The 13,106-nt window shown below is 65.5% G+C and carries 10 protein-coding genes; 8 read left to right on the forward strand and 2 right to left on the reverse strand.

All coding sequences use genetic code 11. From position 1 onward, the window contains the following. Window positions 1-105 precede the first annotated feature (105 nt). Entirely contained in the window at window positions 106-1,452 is a 1,347-nt protein-coding gene (locus tag BM70_RS0104730; protein WP_025854930.1) for a tetratricopeptide repeat protein, read from the forward strand. Between the two features lie 80 nt (window positions 1,453-1,532). On the opposite strand, the gene BM70_RS0104735 is transcribed toward BM70_RS0104730, so the two are convergent. Beyond that, window positions 1,533-2,534, reverse strand: coding sequence for a P1 family peptidase (locus tag BM70_RS0104735; RefSeq protein WP_025854931.1), 1,002 nt, complete (start codon window positions 2,532-2,534; stop codon window positions 1,533-1,535). 358 nt (window positions 2,535-2,892) lie between these two features. Between BM70_RS0104735 and BM70_RS0104740 the strand changes: the two genes are divergently transcribed. From BM70_RS0104740 to BM70_RS0104770, 7 genes are read left to right on the forward strand one after another with little or no spacing between them, the layout of a single operon-like run. Further along, on the forward strand, window positions 2,893-5,316 hold the full coding sequence (locus BM70_RS0104740; protein ID WP_025854932.1) for a TonB-dependent siderophore receptor: 2,424 nt from the start codon (window positions 2,893-2,895) through the stop codon (window positions 5,314-5,316). Between the two features lie 58 nt (window positions 5,317-5,374). Beyond that, entirely contained in the window at window positions 5,375-6,712 is a 1,338-nt protein-coding gene (locus BM70_RS0104745; RefSeq protein ID WP_025854933.1) for an LLM class flavin-dependent oxidoreductase, read from the forward strand. Continuing rightward, window positions 6,709-7,623: a 5'/3'-nucleotidase SurE gene (locus BM70_RS0104750; protein ID WP_025854934.1), complete on the forward strand. Its 915-nt coding sequence runs from the start codon at window positions 6,709-6,711 to the stop codon at window positions 7,621-7,623. The genes BM70_RS0104745 and BM70_RS0104750 overlap by 4 nt, the downstream gene beginning before the upstream one ends. After that, window positions 7,620-8,600: an LLM class flavin-dependent oxidoreductase gene (locus tag BM70_RS0104755; RefSeq protein ID WP_025854935.1), complete on the forward strand. Its 981-nt coding sequence runs from the start codon at window positions 7,620-7,622 to the stop codon at window positions 8,598-8,600. Before BM70_RS0104750 ends, BM70_RS0104755 begins: the two co-directional genes overlap by 4 nt. Continuing rightward, window positions 8,597-9,574, forward strand: coding sequence for an LLM class flavin-dependent oxidoreductase (locus BM70_RS0104760; RefSeq protein WP_025854936.1), 978 nt, complete (start codon window positions 8,597-8,599; stop codon window positions 9,572-9,574). Before BM70_RS0104755 ends, BM70_RS0104760 begins: the two co-directional genes overlap by 4 nt. 16 nt (window positions 9,575-9,590) lie before the next feature. Then, a complete protein-coding gene (locus BM70_RS31095; RefSeq protein ID WP_043274161.1) occupies window positions 9,591-10,544 on the forward strand; it encodes an LLM class flavin-dependent oxidoreductase in 954 nt (317 codons plus the stop codon). A 1-nt stretch (window position 10,545) separates the two neighbouring features. After that, on the forward strand, window positions 10,546-11,712 hold the full coding sequence (locus BM70_RS0104770) for an LLM class flavin-dependent oxidoreductase (protein WP_025854938.1): 1,167 nt from the start codon (window positions 10,546-10,548) through the stop codon (window positions 11,710-11,712). A 15-nt stretch (window positions 11,713-11,727) separates the two neighbouring features. On the opposite strand, the gene BM70_RS0104775 is transcribed toward BM70_RS0104770, so the two are convergent. After that, window positions 11,728-13,068, reverse strand: coding sequence for a sorbosone dehydrogenase family protein (locus BM70_RS0104775; RefSeq protein ID WP_025854939.1), 1,341 nt, complete (start codon window positions 13,066-13,068; stop codon window positions 11,728-11,730). Between the last annotated feature and the right edge of the window lie 38 nt (window positions 13,069-13,106).

Below are 13,106 nucleotides of genomic sequence, written 5' to 3' on the forward strand. Positions count from 1 at the left end.
GATAGACCGCTATCACCGGCAAGCCGGCTCCTACAAGGTGTCAGGGAGTTGGGTGGCACAAGGTTTGCCCTGCAATGCGTATCTGAACTCAAGAGCCTGAACCGCATGTCACTGGATTACCTGGGCAACCCCATCGACACCACCGACCCTGTCACCCGCCAAGGGCTGGACGATTTCATCGGCGGCTTCCTCGGCTATCAACCCCGCGCCGAAGGCATCCTCGCCGCCGCCGATGCCAACCCCGACTCTGCGCTGGCCAACGCGTTTGCCGGCTTGCTGCTGATGTTCATCGAGTCCCCCGAAGGCCCGGCGCTGGCGGAAAAATACCGACAGCGTGCAGCACACGCCGCTCACCCGCGCGCCCAGCTGTACCTTGGCGCGCTGCAAGCCTGGATCAGGGACGACCTCGATCAAGTCCTGCGTGTGAGCGAAAGCCTGCTCGACCGCTACCCCCGCGACCTGTTCGCCGCCAAGCTCAACCAGTACCTGGAATTCAACCGCGGCAACTGGCCTGCCCTGCTGCGCATCGGCCTCAAGGCCACGGCGGGCGCACCCGACATTGCTCACAGCCACGGCCTGCTGGCGTTCGCCTACGAGCAATGCCACTTGCTCGAAGAAGCCGAAGCCAGCGCACTGGAAGCCTTGCGCCTGCAACCCTCGGAGCCCTGGGCCCAGCACGCCCTGGCCCATGTGATGCTGACCCAGGGCCGCATCGAGGAAGGCACGGCGTTCCTGGAAAACGTGGCCCACCATTGGGACGGTTTGAACTCGTTCATGTACACCCACAACTGGTGGCACCTGGCGTTGTTCTACCTGGCGCGGGGCGAGGATCAACGCGTGCTGGAGATTTACGACCAACACGTGTGGGGCATCCTCCCGGAATACTCCCAGGACCAGGTCGGTGCCGTGTCACTGCTCGCGCGCCTGGAACTGGCCGGCATCGACGTGGGCCAGCGCTGGCAGGCGCTGGCGCCCTACCTGCAACGCCGGGTCGGCGATACGGTGCAGCCGTTCCTGAGCGTGCAGTATCTGTATGGGTTGGCCCGGGCCGGCAAGCCGGAGGCGGATGGGCTGCTCGCCGCGTTGCGGCAGTACAGCTCCGCCGCACGGCCGGTGTGGGGGGAAGTGACGCTGCCGTTGGCGAACGGCTTGCTGGCCCATGCACGCGGAGAGTGGCAACAGGCACTGGCACAACTGACTGTCGCCCTGCCGAGGCTGAACGAGATAGGTGGCAGCCATGCGCAGCGCGACCTGTTTGCCCAGGTCGAATTGGATGCGCGATTGAAAGCGGGGGACTGGTTTGGAGCGCAACAAACGCTGGAATTGCGGCGCCGGTATGACGGGTGGGATGTGCCGACGAATCGGAGCCTGGTGCGGGTGTATGAAGCGTTGGGGTTGCCGGAGCAGGCCGCAAAGGCCCAGCAGCGGGCCTCGCGCTTCACCCAACGGTAGAAGCCGGCTTGCCGGCGATAGCGGCAGGTCGGCTTGCACCTTTTCCAACTGACAGATCGCTATCGCCGGCAAGCCAGCGCCTACATTGAAGGGCCCCGAGCGGCGAACACTCCCCTGGCAATCGCCCGCGCCACGCAATCCGCCGCCGCCGAACCAATACAGCCAATCTCCACCTGCCGACGCGGCCCGTCCGTCAATTCGACCGCCGCCGACGCCAACGCAAACACCGTGTCGCCATCAAACGGCAGATGCGCCGGGCGTACGGCGCGGGCGATGCCGTCCTGGGCCATGATCGCCACACGCTTGCACTCGGCGACGGTGAGACGCGCGGTGCTGGCAACCACCACCAGCGTCGTGTTGGCCCCGGCTTGCAGGCGGCCCATGGAATCCAGGCGTGACAGCTCCGGCATCGGGTCGCTGCAATTCATCTCGGCTTCAGGCCGCTGGCCGCCGAACTCCCCCGCCACTTCCCAGGGCCAGGCCCAGAAGGTCTTGCCGTCGGGCATGTACACCGAGCCAATCGGGTTGGCGACCACCAGCGCGGCGACGATCAAGCCATCGCCCAGGTCCAGTGAAGCCGTGCCCAGCCCGCCTTTCAACACTCCCGCCATGGCGCCACGGCCGGCGCCGACGGAGCCCAGTTCGAAGTCCGCGCCGGCATTCGCCAGCGCTTCAAAGCCTAGGCGCCGGTAAGGCGGTTCCAGGCCCCAATCCTTGTCACCGCCATTGGCCAGGTCGTGCAACACCGCAGCGGGCACGATGGGGATCGCCGGGGCACCGGGTTTCAGGTGCAGGCCCACCTGGTCCTGGGACAATTTTGCAGCCACCGCATCGGCCGCGCCCAGGCCGAACACCGAGCCGCCGGCGAAGACCAGGGCGTGGAGTTGGCCGACCATGTTTTCCGGCTCCAGGGCGGCGGTTTCGCGCCCGCCGGGGCCGCCGCCACGGATGTCGATGCTGGCAGTCCAGAAACCATCGGGGCGGATCACCGTGACGCCGGTGTCGACGTGCAGGTCCGTGGCGTGGCCGACCGTGAGGCCTGGGATATCGGTGAGGGCGTTGCGCGGGCCGGGTCTAGGCATACAGAAAAAGCTTCCTTGGGTTTAGGTATGGCGCTGAGTCAGCAAGGGCTGTGCCAAGCACCTCTCCCGTAGGCGCGAGCGTGCTCGCGAAAAACGTGAGGGCTCTGCGTTCACTCAGGCAACCCTTTTCATCGTTGACGTTCTTCGCGAGCACGCTCGCTCCGACAGGGATCGGTGCCCTGCACAAAAACCAACAGCCTGCCCTTTGCCCTGTTAGAAAAACACCAACCCTCCAGCGTGTCACCAATCAAGCCACTGTTTTCAAACAACTTTTACAGATGGCACAGCCCTTGCTCTCCCGCTTCCCACCAGAGCTTGAACTCAACAAGCCACCTTACCCATTGGAGTGTTGCCCATCATGAATACGTCCCGCAGGCCCAACCGAGCCTTCGCCCACACGTTGTTATTCGTCGCCCTGTGCGAGGCCGCCAGCTACAGCAGCCTGACCCTCGCCGCCGACGCCGCGGCCAGCGACAACCCGCTGGACACCGTGGTGGTGATCGGCAACCGTGGCCAGGCGCGCACCCTGGCCGAAAGCCCGGCGCCGGTGGATGTGATCTCGTCCAAACAACTGCTCGCCACCGGCCAGGGCGACCTGACCCGTGCGCTCAGCAAAGTCTTGCCATCGCTCAACCAGCCAGCGTCGTCGGGCTTCGGCTCTACCTCGGTGGTGCGTCCGATCAGCCTGCGTGGCCTCAACGGCGACCAGGTGCTGGTGCTGGTCAACGGCAAGCGTCGCCACAACAGCGCGCTGCTCAACAACGGCACCTACCTCAACTCCGGCTCGCAGCCGGTGGACCTGGACATGATCCCCACCGCCCTGGTGGATCACGTCGAAGTGCTGCGCGACGGCGCCTCGGCCCAGTACGGCTCGGATGCAATCGGCGGCGTGGTCAACGTAGTGCTCAAACAGACCGACCACGGCGGCAGCCTGTCCACCAGCTACGGCCAGAACTATGAAAACGGCGACGGCGAAACCGCACGCCAGACCGGCAATATCGGCCTGGCGCTGCCCAATGACGGTTTCATCAACCTCGCCCTGGACGTGAAGAAACAGAAGATCTCCGACCGTTCCGACAAGGCCCCGTACACCGACAGCGCCGGCAACACCAGCCTGGAGCACACCTACTACGGCACCGGCCTGCCCGAAGCGCGCAACTTCAGTTTCGGCTACAACGCCGAGCTGCCGGTGGACGACGCCCTGACGCTGTACTCGTTCTCCACCTACACCCGGCGCAACTCGGAAAAACCCCTGGCCTTCCACCAGCCCGGCAGCTTCGACGGCATCCAGACGCCGTTCTCCGAAGGCGTCGAAGACACCCTGCGCTTCATCGAGAATGACTTCCAGGTCGCGTTCGGCGGCAAGGGCGAACTCGCCGGCTGGAACTACGACCTGTCCAGCACCTACGGCCAGGACCACGCCGAAGCCACCCTGCGGCACACCTACAACCTGAGCTACGGCCCGGACTCGCCGACCTCGGTGGACACCGGCGTGAAAACCTTCAGCCAGTGGACCAACAACCTCGACCTGACCCGCGCCTTCGACCTCGGCCTGCACAAGCCCACGCAGATTTCCTGGGGCCTGGAACAGCGCTACGAGAACTACAAGATCGGCAAGGGCGACTACGCCTCCTACGCCAGCGGCCCGTTCACCACAGGGGCCAGCGGTGGCCTGATCGCACCGGGCACCATCTCCGGTGCCGGCACCACGCCTGAAGACGCCGCGCAAAAAGGCCGTACCAGCCTGGCCGGCTACGGCGAGATTGGCCAGGACTTCACGGACAAATGGCACGTTGACCTGGCGGGTCGCTACGAGCACTACAACGACGGCTCGGGCACCACCACCAACGGCAAGTTCGCCACCCGCTACCAGTTGACCCCGATCCTGGCCGTGCGCGGGTCCTTCAGCACCGGCTTCCGCGCGCCGTCGCTGGCCCAGCAGATCTACAGCTCCACCTCACAAACCAGCGTCAACGGCCAGTTGTTCGACTACCGCAACGTGGCCGTGGATTCAGCTGTGGCCAAGGCCCTCGGCGCCGAAACCCTCAAGCCGGAGAAATCCACCAACTTCGGCCTGGGCCTGACCCTGCAACCGACGGACGCGACCAGCATCACCCTTGATGCCTACCAGATCAAAATCAAGGATCGCATCGCGCAGACCGGCTACCTGGGCGGCACGGCGCAGATCAGCGCGATCCTCGCCGCGGCCGGGCTCAACCCGAACCAGGCGGTGACCTACTTCACCAACGCCCTCGACACCACCACCCGTGGCGTCGACCTGGTCGGCGACTACCGCCAGAGCATCGGTGCCTACGGCAACCTGCGCTACACCCTGGGCTTCAACTGGAACACCACCGAGATCGACGACATCCACGCCTCCAGCGTGGCCCAGCAAGCCCTCGGCCCAACCGGTGGCTATGACCGCCAGCGCCAGGGCAACCTCAAGTACGGCCTGCCGCAATCCAAGCTGCTGCTGGGCACCACCTGGACCTACGAGAAACTCGAAGTCGGCCTCAACCTGACCCGCTACGGCGAATACACCCAGTACGGCACCGCCGAAGCCTTCGACCGCACCTTCTCGCCGGCGTGGATCACCGACCTGAACATCGACTACCACCTGACCCCGGCGATCACCCTGAATGCCGGCGCCAACAACCTGTTCAACCAGTACCCGGAACGCACAAAACTGGCCAGCAGCTCGGGCGCTTTCCCGTACGGCAACTTCTCTCCGTACGGCACCACGGGCGGCTACTGGTACACCGGCGTGACGTACAACTTCTAACCCAGCTCCACGGGGCCGGTTCGCCGGCCTCTTGCCTGACTCACAAGGGAGCCTGTTCATGACCCGCCGCACCGATCAACTCAAACTGGGAGCCTTCCTCGCCAACAGCGGCCACCACGTCGCCGCCTGGCGCCACCCGCTGGCCCAGGCCGATGCCAGCCTGGATTTCGACCATTTCAAACACATCGCCCAGACTGCCGAGCGCGGCAAGTTCGATGCCCTGTTCATCGCCGATGTGGTTGCGCTGTGGGGGCATCACCACGATGCGCTCAGCCGTACCGCCCGTGCCGAACACTTCGAGCCGCTGACATTGATGTCGGCGCTGGCAGCCGTCACACGCAACATCGGCTTGATCGCCACCGCCACCACCACCTACAACGAGCCGTACCATATCGCGCGCAAGTTCGCTTCCCTCGACCACCTCTCCAAGGGCCGCGCCGCCTGGAACCTGGTGACCTCGGTGGTCTCCGATGAGGCCTGGAACTTCGGCCGTGAACACCACGTCGACCACGGCGACCGCTACCAGCGCGCCGAAGAATTCCACGACGTGGTCAAGGACCTGTGGGACAGCTGGGACGACGACGCCTTCACCCGCGACAAAGCCAGCGGCGAGTACTTCGACCCGGCCAAACTGCACACCCTCAACCATCGCGGCGAACACTTTGCCGTGCGCGGCCCGCTCAACGTGGCGCGCCCACCCCAAGGCCATCCGGTACTGGTACAGGCCGGTGCATCCGAGCCAGGCAAGCAACTCGCCGCCCGCGTGGCAGAGCTGATCTTTGCCCATTCCCACAACGTGCAAGGCGCGCAGGCGTTCTATCAGGACATCAAGGCACGCGCCGCCGCCCTGGGCCGCAACCCCGACCACATCAAGATCCTGCCCGGCGTCACACCGTTCATTGCCGACACACGCGACCAGGCCCAGGCGTTGTTCGAGGAATTCCAGGCGTTGATCGACCCGGTGCTGGGCTTGCGCCTGCTGGCCGATACTCTCGGCGATGACATCGACCTGTCCGGCCATGACCTCGACGGACCGTTGCCGGACACGCCCGTGGGCCAGCGCGGCAGCCGTCGGGACAAGGTGCTGGAACTGGCCCGCACGGAGAACCTCAGTATCCGCCAGCTGTACCTGCGCCTGGCAGGCGGCAACCCGGTGATCGGCACCGCCGACGATATCGCCGATTACTTTGAACACTGGTTCGAGGCACGGGCCTGCGATGGCTTCAATGTGTTCTTCCCTTACTTCCCGGGCAGCATCGACTTGTTCGTCGACCAGGTGATTCCGTTGCTGCAGGCCCGTGGGCTGTTTCGCCACGAATACGAAGGCACCACCCTGCGTGAAAACCTCGGCCTGCCGCGCCCGGCCAACCGCTTCAGCACAGGAGCAACCGCATGAAACACCGCGCATGGATGCTCGCCTTCGCCAGCGTGATCGCCCCCAAAGCGTTCGCCCTGAATATCCTGTTGAGCAACGACGACGGCTATCAGCACCCGAACATCCGCGCCCTCTACACCGAGCTCAAGGCCCAGGGGCATAAGGTGAAGATTGCCGCGCCGCAGAGCGACCAGAGTGCGCGTGGCGGATCGTTCTTTTTCGGTCGCGAAGTCACGGTCGGCCACGACAGCGACCCGGCCTACCCGGACAGTTACTCCATCAGCACCACCGAGAAAGGCGTGTGCCAGAGCAGCGAATGTGCCGGCAAGGACGTGCAGATCGAAATCAGCGGCACGCCGGTGATGGCCGTGCTGATGGGCCTGAACAAGGTAATGCCACACCCCGACCTGGTGATCGTCGGCCCCAACCCAGGCAACAACCTGGGAGCGATCAATATGGCGTCCGGCACCTTCAACGCCGCCAGCGTGGCGCTGCAATCGGGGATTCCGGCCTTGGCGGTGAGTACCGACCTGAAGGAGAAAGACCCGCAGCGCGCCGCCCAACTGGTCGCCAAGCTGGTGCACGCCCTCGACCAGCATCGCCAACCCGATGGCGCGCTGCTGCCGCCGGGCCTGGGCTTGAATATCAACCTGCCCAAGGACCCGCAGATCAAGGGCGTGAAGCTCACTCGCGTAGGCAGTTACGTGGGGTTTGAAGCGCTGTACACCGACGACCTCAAGCAATTCAACCTGCCCGGCAAACCGGGTATCGGCTTCCAATACAGCGCCGCCCCCACCCCAGCCCAGCAGAACGATGAAGCGGTGTGGCTGAACAAGGGCTACCTGACCATCAGCCCCTTCAGTGGCCTGCCGGAATCCATCAGCGCCGGGCCCGCGTTGCAGAAGCAATTGGCCCATGAGGTGAAACCATGAGTGCAGGCTTTTCCCTCGGGTTTCTAAGCCGGGTCTACAGCCCCGTGTTTGATCCCAAGGTGTACCGCGACACCCTGGAACTGTTCAAGGTGGCTGAAGAGCTAGGCTTCGACAGCGGCTGGGTGGCGCAGCACCACTTCGCCAGTGAGCACGGGCGCCTGCCCGCGCCGCTGGTGTTGTTGGCGGCCATCGCCCAGCGCACGCGACATATCAGCCTGGGCACCGGAATTATTGTGTTGCCCCAGGAAGCCCCGCTGCGCCTGGCCGAAGATGCGGCCGTGCTGGATTTGCTCAGCAACGGCCGGCTGGAGCTGGGCCTCGGCGCCGGCTTTGACCCCCAGACGTTCCTGGCGTTTGGCCGTGAGCATGAGGCGCGTCATCGCGACTATGAACAGCACCTGCAGCAGTTGCTCAATGCCCTGGGCAACGCGCCGCTGACCGACAGCGGCTCGCGCCTGTTGCCGCGGGCCAATGGCCTGAGCCATCGCCTGTGGGAGGCCACGTCTCGCGTGGAGCTGGTGGCCGAGCGCGGCCACGGCCTGATCATGGCGCCCAACCCGCACTTGCCGGCCGAGGCCGGTGTAGAACGGGTGAACCGCTACCGCAACGCCTGGACCGGCGACAACGGCACGCCTGCCCGGGTTGCACGGGTGCAGGCCCTGCTGCCGTCACCGGACGACGCCACCCGCCGCGATATCCAGGCCTACGTGCAACGCCAGCAAAGCATCGGCGTACTCGAGGGCGGGCTGGACGCTGATTTCGACACCACCCTCAAGCGCCTCGGCGTGTTGCACGGCCCGGTGGAGCAGATCATCGAGCAATTGCAGCAAGGCCCGGCGCTGACCATCCACGACCAGTTGATCCTGCAGGTGCAGACCACCAGCACGCCGCTGCGCGAGGCGATCCGCGCCTTGGAAATCATCCGCGAGCACATCGCGCCGGCCCTGGGCTGGCAGCCCACAGGAACCCCGTCATGACCTTCAAACTGGGCTTTCTCAGCCACGCCTTTGGCGACGACCCGCAACAGGTCTACCGCGACCTGATCGAACAATTCGAAGTGGCCGAAGCCCTCGGCTTCGACGGTGGCTGGATTGCCCAGCACCACCTGAGCAACGGCTTCGGCCGCCTGCCGTCACCGCTGGTGCTGCTGGCGGCAGTGGCCGAGCGCACGCGGCATATCGAGCTGGGCACGGGGGTGATCGTGCTGCCGTTCGAAGACCCGATCCGCCTGGCCGAAGACGCCAGTGTGCTCGACGCCCTGAGCGGCGGGCGGGTGCAATTGGGCCTGGGCAGTGGCGGTGCCAACCTCGACAACTTCAGCGCGTTCGATCGCGACCCGGGCCAGCGCCAGGCGGACTTCGCCGAGCGTCAGCAACGTCTGCAGCACCTTGTGCACGGTCACGCACTGACCGGTGACTTGACCTTGCAACCGCCCGCTCCAGGCCTGGGCGAACGCCTGTGGCATTCCCACGGGAGCACCGACGGCGCGGTCTACACCGCCCGCCAAGGCAATGGCCTGTTGCTGGGCACCGCCACCCATGATCCGCTGACCGTGCAAAAACCCTTGGCCGACGCGTATCTGCAGGCGTGGGCACATGCCGATCGCCCCCCGCGCATCGGCGTGGTCCGCGCGATTTTCCCTGCTGCCGACCGCGCCAGCGCCCAGGCCGAGCTGGCGGTGGATATCGAGCGGCATATCCCGCGCCTGCAACGCGAAGGGTTGATCGACCAGGCGGTGGACTTGCAGGAACACCTGCGCCTGATGAACGTGCACCACGGCCATCCCGATGAAGTGATCGAAAGCTTGCAACAGGATCCCTCCCTGCTGCCTTATGCTGATTATGTGATCGCCGTGGTCCAGGCGGAAAGCTCGACCCAGGCGCAGATACTCAAGCGCCTGGAGATCCTCGCGCGGGATATCGCGCCGGCGCTGGGTTGGAAAAGACGATGAATAACGGAGCCTGTGCATGCCTCTTGAATTCAGCTGGTTGATGCCCCTGTGCACCCCCGACTGGGCGGCGCGGCCGGGTCAATGGATCCAGTTGGCCCAGGCCGTGGAGTACGCCGGCCTCGATGGCGTGTGGATTCCCGGCGGCGCCTTGTGCGCCGACAGCCTGGGCGTGGCGGCGGCGCTGTGTGCGCATACGCGGCGGCTGCGCTTGTCGGTGAGCGTGCCACCCGAAGTGATGTTGCCGGCGGCACTGGCTACCACCTTGCAGAGCCTGCAATCCATCAGCGGGCACCGGGTGCAGTTGCATCTGCCCAACAGTGAGCGCAGTGCCTTTGGTGAGTGGCTCAACCGTGACCAGCGCAGCGAGCGCATTGGTGAGTACTTGCACATCCTGCAGCAACTGCTCACGCCCAATGACGGCGGCCTGGATTACCAGGGCCTGTACTTTCAACTGGAAAACGCCGGTGTGGCCCGTCGCGAACTGCCCGCGCCCAGCCTGGTGCTGGACGATAGCCAAAGCCATGCGCTGGTGGCGGCCCATGCGCAGGCTTGCCTGCTCGCACCCGGCCATCCCCAGTGGCTGGCCAGGGAGATCCAGCGCTGGCGGACGGTTCAACCGTCGCTGCAACTGGCCTGCACCTTCGGCCTGATCCTCGGCGACAGCGAAGACCTGGCCTGGGAAAGCGCCGCCAGCTTGCTGCCGGTACCGGAGTTGCCCGCCGAACCACTGGCCACCCTGCCCCGCGCCCGGCATCCGCTGCGCCAGTGGGAGGTGCACCCGAACCTGTTGCAGCTGCAACCTGGGCAGCCGCTGATCCTGGTCGGCACCCCGCAACAGGTCGCCACGCGCCTGCAGGAGCTGCACGGGCTGGGGCTGGGCCATGTGGTTCTGGAAGGCGGCCCGGCCGTCAGTGAAGTGCTGCGCTTCGGCGAGCAAGTCGTCCCCCTCTTGCGCAAGGAGCGCCCGTAGCATGAACGCAGATGCACGCCCACCGATCCAGTTGGATTGGTTCTTGCCCACCAATGGCGACGGCCGTCACCTCACCAGCAGCGGCCTGCCCAAGGTCGGGTTGTTCCAGCAAGGCGAACGCGCGCCGACCCTGGACTACCTGCGCCAGATCGTGCGGGCCACCGAACAGGCCGGCTTCGACGGCATCATGGTGCCGACCGCCAGCGGCTTCGAAGACCCGTGGCTGATCACCGCCGTGCTGGCCCAGGAAGTGCGCCGCCTGAAATTCCTGCTCACCCTGCGCCCAGGCACCGAACTGCCCGCGTACACCGCGCACCGTGCAGCCACCTTGCAACTGCTCAGCGAAAACCGCCTGGCGCTGCATGTGGTGACCGGTTCCAGCCGCTTCGAACAACGCTCCCTGGGCGACTTTCTGGAACACGACGAACGTTACGCACGCACCGCCGAATTCCTCCAGGTGTTCCAGGCCGTCTGGGCCGGCCAGCCACCGGCGCATCCGGGGCGTTACTACCGCAGCGGCATTCACACCCCGATTGCGCCAGGTGCTGACATCCCCTCGATCTACTTTGGCGGTGCCTCCGAAGCCGCCGAGCGTGTCGGCGCGGCCCACGGGCAAACCTACCTGATGTGGTGCGAACCCCCGGCGATGATCGCCGAACGCATCCAGCGCATGCGCGAACTCGCCGCCGCCCAGGGCCGCACCCTGCGCTTCGGCCTGCGCCTGCACGTCTTCGCCGCCCCCACCGACGAGGCAGCATGGGCACACGTAGAACGCTTGCTGGAAGAAATCCCCAAGGACGCCATCGACCAGGCGCAACGGCAGATGGCCGCGTATGAATCCGTGGGTCAGAGCCGCCAGACGCAACTGATGCAAGGCCGCGGACGCGGCGCACGGGAGCTGGAAGTGTCAGCCAACCTGTGGGCCGGCGTGGGCCTGGTACGCGGTGGCGCCGGCACCGCACTGGTGGGCAGCTATGCACGGGTCGCGGAACGGATCGAGGAGTATCACCAGTTGGGCGTGGACAGTTTCATCCTGTCGGGCTTTCCGCATTTGGAAGAAGCCATTCATGTCGGGGCGCAAGTGTTGCCGTTGTTGCGCAAACTGGCAGCCTCGCAGCAAGCGCCCGGTGGGACGGCGCTTGCTCCCGATGGAAATGGGTCAATTTGAGCGACGTTATCGGGCTCAGGGCTTGCCCTGCGCCACCCGCCAGACCTTGTTCCCCACATCATCCGCGACCAGCAACGCGCCCTGCCCATCGAGGGTCACACCCACTGGCCGGCCTTGCGCTTCACCCTCGGCATTGAGGAAGCCGGTGAGGAAGTCGACCGGTGACCCTGAAGGCTTGCCGTCCTTGAATGGAATGAATACCACCTTGTAGCCCGCCTGCGGGTTGCGGTTCCACGAGCCGTGCTCGCCGACGAATACCCCGTCGGCAAAGGCTGCCGGCATGCCGCGTGCATCGGAGAAGGTCAGTCCCAGCGGTGCGACGTGGGTGCCGAGGGCATAGTCCGGGGCGATGGCCTGGGCGACTTTGTCCGGGCGTGGCGGTTGCACGCGCACGTCGACGTGGTTGCCGTAATAGCTCCACGGCCAGCCATAGAACGCGCCGTCCTGTACTGACGTGAGGTAATCCGGCACCAGGTCGCTGCCGATTTCGTCGCGCTCGTTGACCACGGTCCACAGTTGGCTGGAGCCGGGTTTCCACGCCAGGCCGTTGGGGTTGCGCAAGCCGCTGGCGAACAGGCGTTTTTCGCCGCTGGCCACGTCCAGCTCCCAGATAGCCGCACGCCCCTCTTCGGCGTCGAGGCCGTTTTCGCCGACGTTGCTGTTGGAGCCCACGGTCACGTAGAGCCGGGTGCCTTCGGCGTTGGCCAGCAGGTTCTTGGTCCAGTGATGGTTGATACCGGCCGGCAGGTCGGTGACTTTTACCGGGGCGGCGTCGATGTGGGTCTGGCCTGGGGTATAGGGCACCTTGACCACCGCGTCGGCGTTGGCGATGTACAGCTCATTGCCCACCAGGGCCATGCCGAAAGGTGACATCAAGCCGCTGAGGAATTCAGTGCGCACCTCGGCATGCCCATCGTGATCGGCATCGCGCAGCAAGGTGATGCGATTGGCGCTGGGGGTGTCGGCGCCGACACGGCCCATCACAATGCCCATCGCTGTGCGGCGTGCCCAGGCGATCAACCCCGTGCCGCCGTCAGTGGCGCCTTCGGGCATGGGTGGGTGATTGCTTTCGGCGACCAGCACATCGCCATTGGGCAAGGTGTAGACCCAGCGCGGGTGGTCGAGGTTGTCGGCCAGGGCCGTGACGGTGAAACCTGCTGGCGCGGTGGGTTGCACCTGGTCGGGCCAGCCGACGGCCTTGGAGACCTTGAGCGTGGGGATCAGCGAAGTGCTGGGCTCCGGCAACTGCGGCGCAGGGCCCACGCCTGCCTGGAACGGTAATTTGAACGACTCGCCACAGGCGCTGAGAACAGCGGCTGCGGCGATCAGGAGCGCAAGACGGCTCGGTACATTCATGGTTCAAACCTCAGGGCAAAATCCTGAGGGAGTATTGC

This window comes from Pseudomonas sp. CHM02 (genome assembly GCF_000612585.1).
Lineage (GTDB): Bacteria > Pseudomonadota > Gammaproteobacteria > Pseudomonadales > Pseudomonadaceae > Aquipseudomonas.